Here is a 15,528-nt window from a genome sequence, read left to right on the forward strand (position 1 = left end):
TGCGACGATGCTGCAAACCCATGACACTCCGAATGCGCGAAAAGCGCGGTGGAACGGCGAGCCGATCGTGCTCGTCGGGCTGATGGGCGCGGGCAAATCGACCGTCGGGCGCAGGCTGGCGCAGAAAATGCGGCTGCCCTTCGTCGATGCCGATCACGAGATAGAGTTGGCGGCGGGGATGACCGTCACCGAAATCTTCGACAAATTCGGCGAACCCTATTTCCGCGACGGAGAACGCCGGGTGATTGCGCGCCTGATCGACGGAGAGCCCAAGGTGGTGGCGACCGGCGGTGGCGCGTTCATGAACGACGACACCCGCGCGCTGATTTTGGAGCAATCGATCGCGATCTGGCTCGACGCGGAACCGCATGTGCTTGCCGAACGCGTCCAGCGTCGCGACACGCGGCCCCTGCTGCGCGGCCGCAAACCGATCGAAGTGCTGACCGAATTGTCTGCGGTGCGGAACCCCATCTATGCGCTAGCCCCGATCCGCGTGGTCAGTCAGGACGCGCCGCATGATGCGACGGTGAACGCAATCGTCCAGGAATTGGGGCTGTGACCGTCATCCCCGTTGCCCTTGGCGACCGCAGCTATGACGTGCGGATCGAAAGCGGGCTGCTGGGCCGTGCGGGTGAAATACTCGCAACCCTGGCGCGTGGACGTCGGATGGCAATCGTCACCGATGCCAATCTCTCTCGGCATCTCGCCACATTGCAGGCATCGCTCAGTACAGCGGGCGTGGATAACGAAGCGATCGTGCTGGCACCGGGAGAGGCGACCAAAAGCTGGTCCGTGCTCGAAAGCCTGACCGACCGGCTGCTCGACCTCGGCATCGAACGATCGGACCATGTGATTGCGCTGGGCGGCGGCGTGATCGGCGACCTGGTCGGCTTTGCCACCGCAATCCTGAAACGTGGCTGCAAGTTCGTGCAAATCCCGACGACGTTGCTCGCCCAAGTCGATTCGTCGGTGGGCGGCAAGACGGCGATCAACACGCGCGCGGGCAAAAATTTGATCGGCGCGTTCCATCAACCGGCTTTGGTGCTGATCGACCCCGACACGCTCGACACTCTGCCCGCTAGGCAAGTGCGCGCGGGTTATGCCGAGGTCGTCAAATACGGCCTGATCGACGACCCAGATTTCTTTGCATGGTGCGAAGCGAACGGCGCGAAGCTGATCGCCGGAGAACACGACGCCCGCGCGCACGCCATCGGCCATTCGGTCGCCGCAAAGGCACGCATCGTGGTAGAGGACGAAACCGAAACCAGCGGACGTCGCGCACTGCTCAACCTCGGCCATACCTTCGGCCATGCGCTTGAGGCCGAAACCGGCTTCTCCGACCGCCTGTTCCATGGCGAGGGCGTCGCGGCGGGCATGGCGCTGGCCTATGCTTATTCGGCCGAGCGAGGTCTTTGTTCGCACGAAGACGCCGCGCGGGTCGCAGCCCATCTGCGCGGTATCGGCCTGCCCGCCCGCCTGTCCGACTGCGGCATCGACGCCAACGGAGAGACGCTGGTCGGCCACATGATGCACGACAAGAAGATGGCGAGCGGCACCCTGCCCTTCCTGCTCGCGCGCGGCATAGGCCAGACCTATCTCGACAAGTCGGTGGATTTGACTGCGGTGGCCGCGTTCCTCGACAGCGCAAACGCCTGATGCCGAACGGCGTCGCCAAGCGCGATTTGCCGTCGAAGATTTGCCCGGCCTGCGCGCGCCCGTTCAGTTGGCGAAAGAAGTGGGAACGCGACTGGGAACAGGTCGTCTATTGCTCCGACAGGTGCCGTCGAACGAAAACCGGATCAGCTTCGCATCCCCAACCAGGCCACCCATAACCAGCCCGCGATCATCGCCGCCCCGCCGATCGGCGTGATCGCCCCGAACCAGCGCGGTGCCCCCAGCGCCATCGCATAGAGCGTCCCTGCAAAGATCAGCGCGCCGACCAGCATCGTCAGTGCCGGTGCCCTGCCCGCCTCGCGCAGCATCGCAATAACCGCCACCGCCGCGGCCGCATGGATCAGTTGATAGGTGCCGCCCGTCTGCAACCATTCCACAGCCTTGCCGCTCGCGCCGTGCGCGCCGAATGCGCCCGCCGCGACCGCCATGGCGCCTGACACGCCCGCCAGTCCGATCACCCAGTTCATACGCCCGCTTCTTTCGCTGCCGCCTTACGCAGTCGCTTCTGCCGGGTCTGGCTGAACATATCGTCGCGCCCGGCATAGATGTCCTGCGCCTCGACCTGGCGCGCCAGCCGGCGCGTGTCCATGGTTCGATATTCCAGCTCGGTGCGCTCGATCTCGCCGTCGTCGACGCCGACATGACGTAGTGCCAAGCGCGCCATGTCGATGCCCGATTCGAGCACTTCGCGGACCATGCCGTCGACCGGCGCCGAGCCCAGTTCGACCACCGCACGGCGATCGAACACGCGCAGGAAAATCCCGGCATGCGGAAACGCCTCGCGGACATGACCCAACGCCTCGACGGTGAACTGCTTGCCGTCGAGGCAGAACAGGATCAGCTGCGCGTCCGCCGCCCCTGCCAGCCGCAACAGGTCCAGACGGGTGCCGTCGCCATAATAGACCTTCATCCCGAAATCGCCTGCGATCTCGATCGTCTCCGGGTTGCGATCGATCAGCGTCACCGACAGGCCCTGTCCGATCAGCATCTGCGCCGCCGATTGCCCGAACCGACCATAGCCGACGACGATCGCCGTCGCACCGTCATGCTTCGGCGCTTCCAGACCCGTCGGCGTACGGACGGCTTCGGTCCTGAACCGGCTCGCGAACATCATCAGGAACGGCGTGGTCGCCATCGACAGCGTGACGATCGCGCCAAAGATGCTCGCCGCCTCGGGCTCGATCAGCAACGCGCTTTGCGCCTGGGCGAACAGAACGAACGCGAATTCCCCGCCCTGACTCAGCAACAATCCCATCGCCAGCGCCGGTTTCCACGCCATGCCGAACAGCTTGGCGAGCATCGTGATCACCGCCGTCTTGGTCGCGACCAGCGCCATGGCCATGCCGACGACGAAAATCGGCCGCTCGGCGATCGCACCCAGATCGAGCATCATGCCCACCGCCAGGAAAAACAGCCCCAGCAGGATGGTGCGGAACGGATCGATATCGGCTTCCAACTGGTGGCGATACGGACTGTCGGCCAGCATCACGCCCGCCACGAACGCGCCGAGCGCGGTGGACAGCCCTAGCGCCTGCATCAAAGCGGCGCTGGCGATGACGGTGAACAGTCCAGCGAACACGAACATCTCGCGCTCGCCCAGATTACCGATCAACCGAAACAGGGGGCGGAGCAGGTAACGCCCGGCCAGCACCAGACCGGCGACCGCCAACAGGGTGTAGAGGACAAGCAGCCAGCCCGGCGGGCCGTTCGCGTCCGTCGGATTGCGTGACAGCGCCGCGATGATGGTGATCAGCGGAACGATCGAAATATCCTGAAACAACAGCGTCGAAAACGCCCGCTCGCCCGATGGCGTCGCCAGCCGCCCCGCCGATTGCAACATCGGCAACACCTGAGCCGTCGACGACAGCGCCAGCGGCAGGCCAAGCGCGATAGCCGCGGCGATCGAGAAACTGGTGCTGAATTGTACCAGCAGGATTATCGCGATCCCGCACAACACCACCTGCAACAGGCCGAAGCCGAAAATGTCACGCTTCATCCGCCACAATCGCGCCGGGCTCAATTCCAGTCCGACCACGAACAGCAGCAGCACGATGCCCAGTTCGGCAATCGCCAGCTTGGTCGCGGCATCGCCGACCAACCCCAGCACGCTCGGCCCGACCATCACGCCCGCAACGAGGAACCCGAGCGTCGCGCCCAGCCCGAACTTGCGGAACAACAGGACGAAGAACAACGCCGCCCCAAACATCGGCGCGAAATCGGTCAGGATCGAATGCGCCGCGCCATGATCGTCCATCAGTCGGTTCTTTCGCGCATGGAAATCTCTGCCGCTTCCGCCGCCGCCTCGAACGCCAGCCGGATCGAGGCATGACGCGCGCTATGCGGGCGCGCGGGATCGAAAATGTCGAGGCCCGGCCAGTCGGGCGGAACGTCGCCGCCCGCCAGCCAGCCCGCCAGCGCATCGCGCACGGCGGCGAGTTCGGCGGGTGATTTGCCGATCGCGTGGTCGGCCATCAACGCCGACGCCGCCTGACCCAAGGCGCAGGCGCGCACCTCCAGCCCCAGTTCCGCGACCCGTCCGGCATCGTCGGTCACGACATCGACCGTGACCCGACTGCCGCACACTGGGGATCGTTTCTCGACGCTGGCCATCGGCTCTGCCAATCGCGCATGATGCGGGATCGATGCGGCCAGACGCAGGATGCGGGCATTATAGAGCGGAGCGTTCACGCGAGCCATTTAGGCATGTTGTCGGACAAGCGCGAGGGGGGGATCGACGATTGCCAATCGCCGCACACGATCATATCCCGCCGTCGCAGGAGAAAATGATGAGCCGATCAACCAGGCGCGGTCAGGGCAGTGCCACCGTACAGGATGTGGCGCGCGAAGCCGGCGTGTCGGCGATGACGGTCTCGCGCGTCGTCAATCGCGGTCCCAATGTGCGCGAGGAAACGCGCCAAACCGTGTTGGAGGCGATCGAAAAGCTCAGCTATCGCCCTAATTCGGCGGCGCGCGCGCTGGCGGTGGGCGAAGCGACGCAGATCGGCCTGCTTCATTCCAACCCGTCGGCCGCCTATCTCAGCCAGTTCCTGATCGGTGCTCTGACCGGCGCACGCCGCGCCGGCAGCCATTTGCTGCTCGAGCCGTGCGACGGCGAAAGCGATGCGGAACAGGCAGAGGCGACGCGCCTGTTCGTCAGCGTCGACGTGCGCGGCGTAGTGCTGCCGCCGCCTTTGTCCGAATCGGTCGCGGTGCGCGACGTGCTCGATGAAGCGGGCATCCCCTGGGTCGCGATCGCGATGGGCCAACATGTCCCCGGCACGCTGAACGTACGGATGGACGATTTCGGCGCGGCGCAGGCAATGGCCCGCCATCTGGTCGACCTGGGCCACCGCGACATTGCGGTCATTCGCGGCCATCCCGACCATTTTGCCAGTGCCGAACGCGAGCGCGGCTTCTTCGCGGCACTCGCGGAGGCGGGTATCGAGCCCGGCGCATCGTCGATCGAACAAGGCTATTTCACTTATCGCTCGGGTATCGAAGCGGCCGAACAAATCCTGTCGGCGCCGCGCCTGCCGACCGCGATCTTCGCCACCAACGACGATATGGCTGCCGCTGCGGTGGGCGTCGCGCATCGTCGCGGTCTGCACGTCCCCGACGACCTGAGCATCGTCGGCTTCGACGATACCGCTATCGCCACCAACGTCTGGCCCGAATTGACCACCATCCGTCAGCCGATCGCCGAGATGGCACGGATCGCGGTCGAAATGCTGCTGACCCGGCTGGGACGCGACGACCCCCGCGACCGATCGATCGACCACGTCCTACCGTTCGAACTGGTGGTCCGCGAATCGTCGGGCCAGGCTGCCGACCGCCGCTAGCGCGCGCCAGGCGCATTGCGAAAAAGGGGACCGTGAAACGCAAAAGGAAGTGGCGGAGAGGGTGGGATTCGAACCCACGGTGAGCTTGCACCCACGCCGCATTTCGAGTGCGGTACATTCGACCACTCTGCCACCTCTCCGCGAGGTCATATAGGCGCGGGCTGGGCCGTGCCGGTCGATGAAGGCGGGCGTCTAATCGACAACGTCGCGGCTTGCAAGGGGTGGAACGCCCTGTGCTTGCGACTATCCACAGCAACCTGCTGAACCCCGCTTGTGCGCTGCGCAATTGACATTAGATTGTCGTCATGTCGCACCGTTTTTCTGCCAACACGCTGCCTCTCGACGCCGATGTGCCGGTGCCGCCGATCGCGCACGCGCGCTTCAACGTCGGCGACGTGCTGCGCCATCGGTTGTTTGATTTCCGCGGTGTGGTGTTCGATATCGACCCCGTTTTCGCCAATACCGACGAATGGTACGATGCGATTCCGGAGGATGTCCGCCCGCGCAAGGACCAGCCCTTCTACCATCTGCTCGCCGAAAACGCCGAATCATCCTATGTCGCCTATGTCAGCCAGCAGAATTTGGTGACCGACGACAGCGACGAGCCGGTCGATCATCCCGCCATTCGCGGGCTGTTCGATACCACCGACGACGGTCGCTATCTGCTCAAGCGCGAGCACCGCCACTGATTCGACCGCGAACACCGATTTTGTCGCACCCATAAGGTTGACAGAATCGGACGCATCGCATAGCCGCACCCTTCCTTCCCGCGCGGCCCCGGCCTTGCGCGGGTACATGTATTGAAAAAAGAGCAGAGCCAATGTTCGCAATCGTGCGCACGGGCGGCAAGCAGTATCGCGTTGCCGCAGGAGACAAGATCGTTGTCGAGAAGATCGACGGCGAGGCCGGTTCGTCGGTCAAGCTGAGCGACGTCCTTCTTGCAGGCGACGGCGGCGAGCTGAAGTCGGTCGAAGGCCTGATCGTCTCGGCGGAAGTCATCGCGCAGGCGCAGGCCGAAAAGGTCATCATCTTCAAAAAGCGCCGTCGGCATAACTATCGCCGCAAGAACGGCCACCGCCAGCAGCACACGATCCTGAAGATCACGGCGATCGGCGGCGAAGAGAAGAAGACGAAGACCGCGGCCAAGAAGGCTGACGTCGACGCGGCTCCTGCCGAAACCGAAACCAAGGCAGCGCCCAAAAAGGCCGCAGCCAAGAAGACCGACGCGTAAGCGCCGACCTGATCCGAGGAGTTTAGACAATGGCACATAAAAAGGCAGGCGGTTCTTCGCGCAACGGTCGCGATTCCGCGGGTCGCCGTCTCGGCGTGAAGAAGTTCGGCGGAGAAGTCGTCATCGCCGGCAACATCATCGTGCGCCAGCGCGGCACCAAATTCTACGCAGGCACCAATGTCGGCATGGGCAAGGATCATACCCTGTTCGCGCTGACCGATGGCCGCGTGGAATTCCGCGAAGGCAAACTCGGCCGCAAATTTGCGTCGGTAGCGCCGATTATGGCGGCCGCCGAATAACATCGGACAACCAGCCGGGTTGTCCACCAGGACGACCCGGTTCCGGGATGACACCCGGAACAACCAGACAAGGGAGACGGGTCGCCCCGGCTCCCTTTTTTCTTGTTCCCTCCCCATGGCCATGCGTCGCCATCCCGTCATCAAAATCGGGCATGGCGACGCTGCGAGAGAGGAAGGAGTGCCCCATGTTCGTGCGTACCAAGCGTTTGAGCCTGCGCCCCGGCTGGATCGAGGATGCCCCCGCATTGGCGGCGGCGATGGGACACGAAGCGGTCGTGCGAAACCTCGCCACCGCTCCCTGGCCCTATCATGTCGACAACGCTCGTGACTGGCTGCGCGCCGAACGCGGGGCGACGACGCCGCTGTTCCTGATCACCACCGCTGAAGGCGGCGGGCCGGCGCGGATCGTCGGCGGCATGGGGCTAGGGCCGCTCGGCCACAACGCCTATGACCTTGGCTACTGGATCACCCCCGACGCCTGGGGCCTCGGCTATGCGACCGAGGCGGTACGCGCGCTGATCGACACCGCGCGGCACAGTTTGCGGATCGCACGGCTTACGGCAGGGCACATGACTGACAACCCCGCATCGGGCGCAGTGCTGCGCAAGGCAGGCTTCCGCGCGACAGGCCGGATTGAAAGTGTCCACTCGCTTGCGCGCGGGGCAACGGTGCCATGCCAAACCTATGCGATCGACCTGAGCGACTGCGCGGATGGCCCCTGCCCCGACGGCACCACAGACGATGAGCAAATGAAGCTGCGGTTGGCAGCATAAAGCGCATTGAAAAGGGGAGCGGCGATAAAACTGCCGCTCCCCTCCGATTACCTGTCGAGATCAGGGTTTGCCAAAGCCGAACCGCAGCGAAATCACGAAGCTGACGGCCAGATAAATTGCCATCAACGAGACAGCGAGCGGCCAAAGGCCGATTTCAGGTGCCAGTTCCAGCCGCACCAGCGCCGCGTAAGAGATAAAGACGAGTTGCACTCCGAAAAAACAGACAGCGCAGGTTACAAGCATCGCCTGCCGGACCATCTCGTCGCTCTCTCGCCAGATGCGAAAATTGAGCCGCGTTTCCCATATCAGCAATAGCAGCAAAGCAAGCGCCACAAGCAGCGCGGATGTCCGTCCGGCTCCGGCCAGTCCCAAACCCGCCGACGCGACCGGTAATGCCAGGAATACTCCCGACGCGATAAGCACCAGTGCCTGCAGGCGTGTGCTGTGGATTGCCGCCGGATCGACCACTTCAGGATCGTCGCGCCCTTCGACGCGCTTCTTGAACCGCGCCTCGTCCAGCGTGAACCAGAACACCACTCCTGCCGTCGCGATCATCATTGCCGCAATCAGCAGCGCCGCAACGTCAGCGCCCTGCATCCAATCCAACGAGCCCTTCGGAATGACCTGCCCAAACAGGTAGCCACCTATCGCACCGAAGACACCGCACAATGCAATGCCGCCGCCTTTCTTCGCCCACATGATGCGATCAACCATTTGCCGTCTCCCCCGGTGTCCAATCATCTAGGAAGATATGATCGACGGGCACCCCGAACAGCTTTGCCATGCGCAGCGCCAGCGGCAGGCTGGGATCGTATTTGTCGGTTTCTACCGCGTTTATGGTCTGGCGCGACACGCCCAGCGCCATCGCAAGCGCGCCCTGGCTAAACCCGTGTTCGGCGCGCAAATCGCGCAGGCGGTTTTTCACGCCGTCACCCCAACCAAATAGCCAATCGATTTGCATGTCACCCTCCGCTCCCTCTTAAAGTGTAAAGAGCTCTTGTCACCTCGACTCGCGAGGTGTCAAGAGCTCTTTACTAAATAGGCAGGCTCAGAGGCGTGGCAGTCAGGCGGACAGAGCCATCCGCGCATCCGCGAATTCGCTATCCGCCTTGCCGATCAACGCACGATCATCCTCGTTCCAAGGATGGAAGCCGGGCAGGAAGAACGCGATCCATGCGCCCAAAATCTTGCGCATCATGCCGGGCTTGGCGAGCACGTACCACGCGAGCCGCCCCCATATGCGCGGGCCGGTAAGGCCGTCCTGGCGCAGTAGGTCGAGCACGCCCTTTCGTCGTCCGTTGAAGAAGCGGCCGGTGACGATCAGCATCACCAGCGCCTTGATCCGCCAGCGTTTGAGCCGCGACCAGTCGCGCGTCGCGTGGAGCCAGGTGTCATAGGCGACGCCTTTGTGCTCGACTTCCTCCAGCGCATGCCAGCGTCACATATCGCCTGCGTCGGCGTCCGCCCCCGCCAGATGGCGTGGATCGGAGAGCAGTTCGTGCGCCAGGATCGCGGTGAAATGTTCGAGCGCCATCGTCGCCGCCAGGCTGGCGATCGCCGGACGCCCCTTGGCCAGATCGAGCACACGATCGACTTCCTTGTCCAACCGACTGATGTCGTACCCCTGATCGGTGACGTGGCGGTTGAACGCGACATGCTCGCGGGTGTGCATCACTTCCTGTTTGGTGAAGGCAGCGATTTCGGCAGCGAGCTTGGGCGGCGCGCCGTCACGAAACTTGCGGACGCTATCGATGAAGAAGCCTTCGCCCTTGGGAAAGGTGACCGACAACGCGTTGTAAACGGCGGTCGCGATCGGATCATTGTTCAGCCACCAGCGCCCGTAGCGCGCCTCCCCGCGACCGAACCGGCGGTCGCGCGGCGTGATTTCCAGATCCTTGGGCGTGGGAGTGGCGACAGCCTTTGCCATGTCCATCATTTTGCTCCAAACAAGCGCGTTCAGCCCGCGCTGACAGTCCTGTCAATTGGTGTTACTTACACGAATGTCAACAATAAGAAAACGGCTCAGCCCCGAAGAATCACGCATCGCCGCGCTGGATGCCGCGCGCACATTGCTGATCGAAATGGGGCCGCAGGCGGTGACGCTGAAGGCGGTCGCGTCGCGGATCGGGCGCACCCACGCCAATCTGCTCCATCATTTCGGATCGGCGGCCGGGCTGCAAAAGGCGCTGATCGCGGCGATGGCCGACAACATCACCGGCACGATCGGCGCCGCGGTGCTGCGCGCGCGGACCGGCGACCATGATCCGCGCGAAGTGGTCGAGCTGACCTTCGACGCATTCGATAAGCAGGGCGCGGGCGCGTTGGCGAGCTGGATGATCCTGTCGGGCAACGAGGATGCGCTCGACCCGATCCTCGAGGCGATCCACCGGCTGGTGGATGAGCTGGGAGAGGACGCACACCAGCCGGGCAAGATGCCGATCCATGACGAGACGCTGCAACTGGTGCTGCTCGCGCTGGGGGACGCGCTGCTCGGCGCACCGATGGCCCGCGCGCTGGGTTTGCCCAGAGAGCGAGCGCGCGAACTGGCAGCGCAGTGGTTGATGGCGTCGCACCGGGTTGAGGGGGTTCGAAGCTAGGCGGACTCCAGCCGTTCGTACCGAGTAGCCTTCGAGCTTGTCGATAAGGCGTATCGAGGGATGTTCTCCACAGACGCTGTCTCGATACGGCTTCTCGACTTCGAGCCAAAGCTCGAAGTTTATCCTGAGCGTCTGCCTTGGCCGGCAGTCGAAGGGCTCGAACCCTACTCGACACCAACGGGTTAGGGGGGATCAGGGCTAACTTCCCCCTTCCCACTGGCGAAATCCGCCGATTTCGCTACACGGCGCTCATGCATTTTCTGGATCAGGCAAAAATCTTCGTCCGCTCGGGGATGGGCGGGACCGGCGCGGTCAGCTTTCGGCGCGAGAAATATATCGAATATGGCGGCCCCGACGGCGGCAATGGCGGCAAGGGCGGCGATATTATTTTCGAGGCGGTTCACGGTCTGAACACGCTGATCGATTTCCGCTATACCCAGCATTTCCGGGCACCGCGCGGCAAGGGCGGATCGGGGTCCAACCGCACCGGCGCGGGCGGACGCGACCTGATCGTCAAAGTCCCGGTCGGCACCCAGATCCTGGCCGATGACGAAGATCGCACGCTATTGCTCGACCTGACCAAGGAAGGCGAGCAGGTCGTGTTCCTGCGCGGCGGCGACGGCGGGCGCGGCAACCTCAGCTACAAGACATCGACCAACCGCGCGCCGCGCCAGCACGGCACGGGCTGGCCGGGCGACGAAGCGTGGGTGTGGCTGCGGCTGAAACTGCTCGCCGATTGCGGGCTGCTCGGACTGCCCAATGCCGGCAAATCGACCTTCATCAACGCGGTGACCAATGCAAATGCAAAGGTCGGCGCCTACGCTTTCACCACCACGCGGCCGCAATTGGGCGTGGTTAGTCATAAATCGCGCGAATTCGTCGTCGCCGACATTCCAGGTCTGGTCGAGGGTGCGGCCGAAGGCGTCGGTATCGGCGATCGGTTTCTGGGCCATGTCGAACGTTGCCGCGTGCTGCTCCATCTGGTCGATGCGCATGGCGAAAACCCGGCAGAGGCATATCGCATCGTGCGCAATGAGCTTGAGGCATACGGTGCGGATCTGACCGAAAAGCCCGAAGTCATCGCGCTCAACAAGTCCGATCTGCTCGACGAGGAATTGACCGAAGCGCTGGTCGCCGAACTGGTCGAGGCGAGCGGCGGCGCGCAGGTGCTCCCCATGTCGGGCGCGGCCGGCGTCGGCGTCGGTGCGGTACTCGACCGGCTGATCGAGGTGATCGGCCCCGAACCGGGCAGTGCCCCCGACACCGGCGAAAGTGACGATGACCAACCGGCAAAGGAGTGGTCGCCCCTATGAGTGAAGCCGACCGTTTCTCCCCCGCCAACTGCCCGCGGCTGATCCTCAAGGTTGGGTCGGCGCTGCTTGTCGACGATGAAGGTCGCGTCAAACGCGCGTGGCTGGAAACCTTTGCCAGCGATCTGGTCGAACGGACCAGCGCAGGCCAGGAAATCGCCCTGGTATCCTCGGGCGCGATCGCGCTGGGCGCGCGTCGGCTGGGATTGCCCGGCGGGGGACGCAACAGTCTGGAGGATGCTCAGGCATCGGCGGCGACGGGCCAGATTGCGCTGGCGCAGGTGTGGGCCGAACTTTTGTCCAGCCGCGGGCTGAACGCCGCGCAGGTATTGGTCACGCTGGGCGACCTTGAGGATCGCCGCCGCTATCTCAACGCATCCGCCACGTTGGGGCGGCTGTTGACGCTAGGCGTGGTGCCGATCGTCAACGAAAACGACACGGTCGCGACCGAACGCATTCGGTTTGGCGACAATGACCGACTGGCCGCGCGCGTCGGCCAGGCGGCGAACGCGCAGGGCGTGATCCTGCTCTCCGACATCGACGGGCTGTACGACAGCAATCCAATGCGTAATCCGGACGCGAAGATGATTCCCGTCGTCCCCACGATCAGTGCGGAAATCGAGGCGATGGCCGATACCGGCTCCGCATCGGGCATGGGATCGGGCGGCATGGTGTCGAAGATCGAGGCGGCGCGGATCGCGACCGGGTCGGGCATGCACATGGCGATCATCTCCGGTCGAATCCCCCATGCGCTGCGCCGCTTCACCGAAACCGCGCACGGCACGGTGTTCGTCGGTGATGGTACTGCGGCGGCGCGCAAGGCGTGGTTGGCCGGCGGCATCAGCGAAGGCGGTACGATCATCGTCGATGCTGGCGCGGTAGAAGCGCTGCGGCGCGGATCGAGCCTGCTCCCCGCGGGCGCGCTGCGGATCGAAGGCGAATTCCACCGCGGCGACCTGGTCGTCATCCGCGATTCGAGCGGACGACGCATCGCGCGCGGGCTTTGCGAATATGATTACGACGACGCCTGCAAGATCATCGGGCGCAGGAGCGAGGATATTCTCCACATCCTGGGCTACGCGCCTCGTTCGGCACTGGTCCACCGCAGTCATATGGCGGTGCTTTGAGCGTTCTTGCGATTACGGGTGGCACCGGGTTCGTTGGATCGACCCTGATCGATCTCGCGCTGGCGGGAGGGCATGACGTCCGCGCCCTCACCCGCCGCCCCCAGCCCCCTCGCCAAGGCGTGACCTGGATCGAGGGCGCGCTCGACACGCCGGGTGCGCTCGATCGTCTCGTCACTGCCGCCGACGCAGTCATCCATGTCGCAGGCGTGGTGAATGCGCCCACCCGCAAAGGCTTCGCGAGCGGTAATATCGACGGAACGCGCGCCATGATCGGCGCCGCGACCCGCGCGAACGCCCGCCGCTTCGTTCAGGTGTCGAGCCTTGCCGCGCGCGAGCCCGGCCTGTCGGCCTATGGCTGGTCGAAGGCAGAGGCTGACGCATTGCTGCAATCCTCCGACCTCGACTGGACGATCGTCCGCCCGCCCGCCGTCTATGGCCCCGGCGATATGGAGATGTTCGATCTGTTCCGGCTGGCCAGCAAGGGACTGGCGCTCCTCCCCCCTGCCGGTCGCATGTCCGCAATCCACGTTGCCGACCTTTCGCGATTGCTGCTGGCACTCGCGGCGACCGATCCCGGTAAGCATATCTACGAACCCGATGACGGCCATCCCGGCGCGTGGACGCACGTCGAATTCGCCCACGCGATCGGTGCGGCAGTCGGCAAGCGCGTCCGTCCCTTTGCCGCCCCCCGCTGGCTGATGCGTGCGGCAGCCGCTGGCGACAAGCTCGCGCGCGGCGACAAGGCCAAGCTGACCCGCGACCGCGTCGATTATTTTTGCCACCCCGATTGGACCGCACGCGCAGACGCAAAACCGCCAACCCAACTGTGGCAACCGCAGATCGCCACGCCGGAAGGCCTGGCCGACACCGCGGCATGGTATCGCGCGCAGGGGCTGCTATAGAAGCGCCCCTAACCCTGTTTCGACTTTGAGAGAGCCATCGATGAGCGACCGCGCCGCCACCTTCGACACCGTCAAGGCACAGATCGAACCCTTCAACAAAAAGGGCGTCGCGCTGACCGAGGCGACCACCTTCGCCGGCGACCTCGAATGGGACAGCCTGACGGTGATGGATTTCGTGGCCGCGGTTGAGGACGAATTCGACATCCTCATCACCATGAACATGCAGGCAGAAATCGAGACCGTCGGCCAGTTGGTCGATGCGGTCGAGAAGCTTAAGAAATAACCCACGCACTCCGTTTGTGCTGAGCAGGGGCTGAGCGCAGCCGAAGCGCTGTATTGAAGCATCCTTCGATACGCCCCTTCGGCTTCGCTCAGAGGCTACTCAGGATAAACGGGGCTGGATTGGAAAACCCCATGACCGAAGCCGCCGCCACCTCGCACGCCCTTCCCGCCGGTGCGCCGCCCGCCGCCGCCGACCGCGACCTGATGTCCAAATTCGACGCCCTGATCGCCGAGCGTCAGGCGTTGATCGACACCGGCGTCACCGACCCGTTCGCGATCGTGATGGACGAAGTGAAATCGCCGACCGAGGCCGTCATCAAGGGCAAGGATACGATCCTGCTCGGCACCTATAATTATATGGGCATGACCTTCGACCCCGACGTCATTCAGGCGGGCAAGGACGCGCTCGACCAATTCGGATCGGGCACCAACGGTAGCCGGATGCTCAACGGCACCTTCCGCGACCATATGGATGTCGAAGACGCGCTGCGTGAATTCTACGGCGTATCGGGCGCGATCGTATTTTCGACCGGCTATATGGCCAATCTCGGCATGATCTCGACGCTGGCGGGCAAGGGCGATTACGTCATCCTCGACGCCGACAGCCACGCCTCGATCTATGATGGCTGCAAACAGGGCGACGCGGAAATCGTCCGCTTCCGCCACAATGACGTGAACGACCTAGACAAAAGGCTGGGTCGCCTGCCCGAAGGCGTCGGCAAATTGGTGGTGCTGGAGGGCGTCTATTCGATGCTCGGCGACATCGCGCCGCTCACCGAAATGGTCGCGGTTGCCAAAAAGCACGGCGCGATGGTGCTGAGCGACGAGGCGCACTCGATGGGCTTTTACGGCCCCAACGGGCGCGGCGTGTACGAGGAACTGGGGCTGGAAGCGGACGTCGATTTCGTCGTCGGCACCTTTTCCAAATCGGTCGGCACCGTCGGCGGCTTCTGCATTTCGAACCACCCCAAGTTCGAGGCGATCCGGCTGGCCTGCCGTCCCTATATCTTCACCGCCTCGCTTCCGCCCTCGGTGGTCGCAACTGCTGCTACCTCGATCCGCAAGCTGATGACCGCGCACGACAAGCGCGCCCGCCTGTGGGAAAGCGCGCGGACGCTGCACGCCGGCCTGACCAAAATGGGCTTCAAACTCGGCACCGAAACGTGCGAATCGGCAATCATCGCGGTGATTCTTGAGGATCAGACGCAAGCTGTGGCGATGTGGCAGGCGCTCCTCGACGGTGGGCTGTACGTCAATATGGCCCGCCCGCCCGCGACCCCCGCGGGCACCTTCCTGCTGCGCTGCTCGCTGTGCGCGGAACATACGCCGGAGCAGATCCGGACCGTGCTGGGCATGTTCAAGGCAGCGGGTGAGGCAGTCGGGGTTATCTCCTAATACCGTCATCCCAGCGAAAGCTGAGATATCGTGCGGCAGGGACGGACAATCGGCCTGATATCCCAGCTTTCGCTGGGATGACGGTATTTGGGTAGGGGG

General features: G+C 64.0%; 19 protein-coding genes, 1 tRNA gene and 1 pseudogene. 14 read left to right on the forward strand and 7 right to left on the reverse strand.

Translation table 11 applies throughout. The features are described from left to right. Positions 1-7: 7 nt before the first annotated feature. Genes ENHY17A_RS07375 through ENHY17A_RS07385 form a run of 3 tightly spaced genes read left to right on the forward strand, consistent with a single transcriptional unit; the run spans position 8 to position 1,832 of the window. Positions 8-559, forward strand: a complete 552-nt coding sequence (locus tag ENHY17A_RS07375) for a shikimate kinase (protein WP_159711478.1) — start codon at positions 8-10, stop codon at positions 557-559. Continuing rightward, positions 556-1,656: a 3-dehydroquinate synthase gene (gene aroB, locus ENHY17A_RS07380; protein ID WP_159711480.1), complete on the forward strand. Its 1,101-nt coding sequence runs from the start codon at positions 556-558 to the stop codon at positions 1,654-1,656. Before ENHY17A_RS07375 ends, aroB begins: the two co-directional genes overlap by 4 nt. Beyond that, positions 1,656-1,832, forward strand: coding sequence for a DUF2256 domain-containing protein (locus ENHY17A_RS07385; RefSeq protein ID WP_159711482.1), 177 nt, complete (start codon positions 1,656-1,658; stop codon positions 1,830-1,832). The genes aroB and ENHY17A_RS07385 overlap by 1 nt, the downstream gene beginning before the upstream one ends. On the opposite strand, the gene ENHY17A_RS07390 is transcribed toward ENHY17A_RS07385, so the two are convergent. Genes ENHY17A_RS07390 through ENHY17A_RS07400 form a run of 3 tightly spaced genes read right to left on the reverse strand, consistent with a single transcriptional unit; the run spans position 1,800 to position 4,362 of the window. Then, entirely contained in the window at positions 1,800-2,141 is a 342-nt protein-coding gene (locus ENHY17A_RS07390; RefSeq protein WP_159711484.1) for a DUF423 domain-containing protein, read from the reverse strand. The two genes, ENHY17A_RS07385 and ENHY17A_RS07390, sit on opposite strands and share 33 nt — an antisense overlap. Further along, positions 2,138-3,928, reverse strand: a complete 1,791-nt coding sequence (locus tag ENHY17A_RS07395; RefSeq protein WP_201296357.1) for a cation:proton antiporter domain-containing protein — start codon at positions 3,926-3,928, stop codon at positions 2,138-2,140. Before ENHY17A_RS07395 ends, ENHY17A_RS07390 begins: the two co-directional genes overlap by 4 nt. Beyond that, positions 3,928-4,362: an iron-sulfur cluster assembly scaffold protein gene (locus ENHY17A_RS07400; protein WP_159714291.1), complete on the reverse strand. Its 435-nt coding sequence runs from the start codon at positions 4,360-4,362 to the stop codon at positions 3,928-3,930. Before ENHY17A_RS07400 ends, ENHY17A_RS07395 begins: the two co-directional genes overlap by 1 nt. A 98-nt stretch (positions 4,363-4,460) precedes the next feature. Here ENHY17A_RS07400 and ENHY17A_RS07405 point away from each other — a divergent pair, with 98 nt between their 5' ends. Further along, the gene (locus ENHY17A_RS07405) at positions 4,461-5,513 is read left to right on the forward strand and encodes a LacI family DNA-binding transcriptional regulator (RefSeq protein WP_236547800.1); all 1,053 of its coding nucleotides are present in this window, start codon (positions 4,461-4,463) and stop codon (positions 5,511-5,513) included. Positions 5,514-5,563: 50 nt separating this feature from the next. Here ENHY17A_RS07405 and ENHY17A_RS07410 read toward each other — a convergent pair. Continuing rightward, a tRNA-Ser gene (locus ENHY17A_RS07410) sits at positions 5,564-5,653 on the reverse strand. Between the two features lie 165 nt (positions 5,654-5,818). Between ENHY17A_RS07410 and hspQ the strand changes: the two genes are divergently transcribed. The 4 genes from hspQ (at position 5,819) to ENHY17A_RS07430 (ending at position 7,816) form a co-directional block, all read left to right on the forward strand. Continuing rightward, positions 5,819-6,202 carry a heat shock protein HspQ gene (hspQ, locus tag ENHY17A_RS07415; protein ID WP_159711488.1) on the forward strand — a complete coding sequence of 128 codons (384 nt, stop codon included), beginning with the start codon at positions 5,819-5,821 and terminating at the stop codon, positions 6,200-6,202. A 131-nt stretch (positions 6,203-6,333) separates the two neighbouring features. Continuing rightward, the gene (rplU, locus tag ENHY17A_RS07420; protein WP_159711490.1) at positions 6,334-6,744 is read left to right on the forward strand and encodes a 50S ribosomal protein L21; all 411 of its coding nucleotides are present in this window, start codon (positions 6,334-6,336) and stop codon (positions 6,742-6,744) included. Positions 6,745-6,773: 29 nt separating this feature from the next. Then, positions 6,774-7,043 carry a 50S ribosomal protein L27 gene (rpmA, locus tag ENHY17A_RS07425; protein ID WP_159711492.1) on the forward strand — a complete coding sequence of 90 codons (270 nt, stop codon included), beginning with the start codon at positions 6,774-6,776 and terminating at the stop codon, positions 7,041-7,043. A gap of 185 nt (positions 7,044-7,228) precedes the next feature. After that, positions 7,229-7,816, forward strand: a complete 588-nt coding sequence (locus ENHY17A_RS07430) for a GNAT family N-acetyltransferase (RefSeq protein WP_201296358.1) — start codon at positions 7,229-7,231, stop codon at positions 7,814-7,816. Positions 7,817-7,876: 60 nt separating this feature from the next. Here the strand turns inward: ENHY17A_RS07430 and ENHY17A_RS07435 are convergent, their stop codons facing one another. The 3 genes and pseudogenes from ENHY17A_RS07435 to ENHY17A_RS07445 form a co-directional block, all read right to left on the reverse strand. Further along, positions 7,877-8,530, reverse strand: a complete 654-nt coding sequence (locus tag ENHY17A_RS07435) for a hypothetical protein (RefSeq protein ID WP_159711494.1) — start codon at positions 8,528-8,530, stop codon at positions 7,877-7,879. Then, positions 8,523-8,741: a helix-turn-helix transcriptional regulator gene (locus ENHY17A_RS07440; RefSeq protein ID WP_159711496.1), complete on the reverse strand. Its 219-nt coding sequence runs from the start codon at positions 8,739-8,741 to the stop codon at positions 8,523-8,525. The genes ENHY17A_RS07435 and ENHY17A_RS07440 overlap by 8 nt, the downstream gene beginning before the upstream one ends. Before the next feature lie 138 nt (positions 8,742-8,879). Further along, positions 8,880-9,743: pseudogene (locus tag ENHY17A_RS07445) on the reverse strand (metal-dependent hydrolase). A gap of 73 nt (positions 9,744-9,816) precedes the next feature. Here ENHY17A_RS07445 and ENHY17A_RS07450 point away from each other — a divergent pair. The 6 genes from ENHY17A_RS07450 (at position 9,817) to spt (ending at position 15,429) form a co-directional block, all read left to right on the forward strand. After that, entirely contained in the window at positions 9,817-10,413 is a 597-nt protein-coding gene (locus ENHY17A_RS07450) for a TetR/AcrR family transcriptional regulator (RefSeq protein WP_159711498.1), read from the forward strand. A 251-nt stretch (positions 10,414-10,664) separates the two neighbouring features. After that, the gene (gene obgE, locus ENHY17A_RS07455) at positions 10,665-11,726 is read left to right on the forward strand and encodes a GTPase ObgE (RefSeq protein WP_159711500.1); all 1,062 of its coding nucleotides are present in this window, start codon (positions 10,665-10,667) and stop codon (positions 11,724-11,726) included. After that, positions 11,723-12,850 (forward strand): glutamate 5-kinase, encoded by a 1,128-nt coding sequence (gene proB / locus ENHY17A_RS07460; RefSeq protein WP_159711502.1) that lies wholly within the window; start codon positions 11,723-11,725, stop codon positions 12,848-12,850. The genes obgE and proB overlap by 4 nt, the downstream gene beginning before the upstream one ends. Next, positions 12,847-13,752 (forward strand): NAD-dependent epimerase/dehydratase family protein, encoded by a 906-nt coding sequence (locus ENHY17A_RS07465; RefSeq protein WP_159711504.1) that lies wholly within the window; start codon positions 12,847-12,849, stop codon positions 13,750-13,752. Before proB ends, ENHY17A_RS07465 begins: the two co-directional genes overlap by 4 nt. Positions 13,753-13,792: 40 nt before the next feature. Next, a complete protein-coding gene (locus ENHY17A_RS07470) occupies positions 13,793-14,035 on the forward strand; it encodes an acyl carrier protein (protein WP_159711506.1) in 243 nt (80 codons plus the stop codon). Between the two features lie 131 nt (positions 14,036-14,166). Continuing rightward, complete coding sequence (spt, locus tag ENHY17A_RS07475; protein WP_159711508.1) at positions 14,167-15,429, forward strand: serine palmitoyltransferase; 1,263 nt, start codon at positions 14,167-14,169, stop codon at positions 15,427-15,429. Positions 15,430-15,528: the final 99 nt, after the last annotated feature.

It is taken from the genome of Sphingomonas sp. AX6, from assembly GCF_902506605.1.
GTDB lineage: Bacteria > Pseudomonadota > Alphaproteobacteria > Sphingomonadales > Sphingomonadaceae > Sphingomonas.

Coding starts and splice junctions, on each gene's coding strand:
- ENHY17A_RS07450 (WP_159711498.1), top strand. CDS start 9,817: ATGTCAACAATAAGAAAACGGCTCAGCCCCGAAGAATCACGCATCGCC.
- rpmA (WP_159711492.1), top strand. CDS start 6,774: ATGGCACATAAAAAGGCAGGCGGTTCTTCGCGCAACGGTCGCGATTCC.
- hspQ (WP_159711488.1), top strand. CDS start 5,819: ATGTCGCACCGTTTTTCTGCCAACACGCTGCCTCTCGACGCCGATGTG.
- proB (WP_159711502.1), top strand. CDS start 11,723: ATGAGTGAAGCCGACCGTTTCTCCCCCGCCAACTGCCCGCGGCTGATC.
- ENHY17A_RS07470 (WP_159711506.1), top strand. CDS start 13,793: ATGAGCGACCGCGCCGCCACCTTCGACACCGTCAAGGCACAGATCGAA.
- ENHY17A_RS07405 (WP_236547800.1), top strand. CDS start 4,461: ATGAGCCGATCAACCAGGCGCGGTCAGGGCAGTGCCACCGTACAGGAT.
- ENHY17A_RS07390 (WP_159711484.1), bottom strand. CDS start 2,141: ATGAACTGGGTGATCGGACTGGCGGGCGTGTCAGGCGCCATGGCGGTC.
- ENHY17A_RS07435 (WP_159711494.1), bottom strand. CDS start 8,530: ATGGTTGATCGCATCATGTGGGCGAAGAAAGGCGGCGGCATTGCATTG.
- ENHY17A_RS07385 (WP_159711482.1), top strand. CDS start 1,656: ATGCCGAACGGCGTCGCCAAGCGCGATTTGCCGTCGAAGATTTGCCCG.
- ENHY17A_RS07430 (WP_201296358.1), top strand. CDS start 7,229: ATGTTCGTGCGTACCAAGCGTTTGAGCCTGCGCCCCGGCTGGATCGAG.
- ENHY17A_RS07395 (WP_201296357.1), bottom strand. CDS start 3,928: ATGGACGATCATGGCGCGGCGCATTCGATCCTGACCGATTTCGCGCCG.
- rplU (WP_159711490.1), top strand. CDS start 6,334: ATGTTCGCAATCGTGCGCACGGGCGGCAAGCAGTATCGCGTTGCCGCA.
- ENHY17A_RS07375 (WP_159711478.1), top strand. CDS start 8: ATGCTGCAAACCCATGACACTCCGAATGCGCGAAAAGCGCGGTGGAAC.
- spt (WP_159711508.1), top strand. CDS start 14,167: ATGACCGAAGCCGCCGCCACCTCGCACGCCCTTCCCGCCGGTGCGCCG.
- obgE (WP_159711500.1), top strand. CDS start 10,665: ATGCATTTTCTGGATCAGGCAAAAATCTTCGTCCGCTCGGGGATGGGC.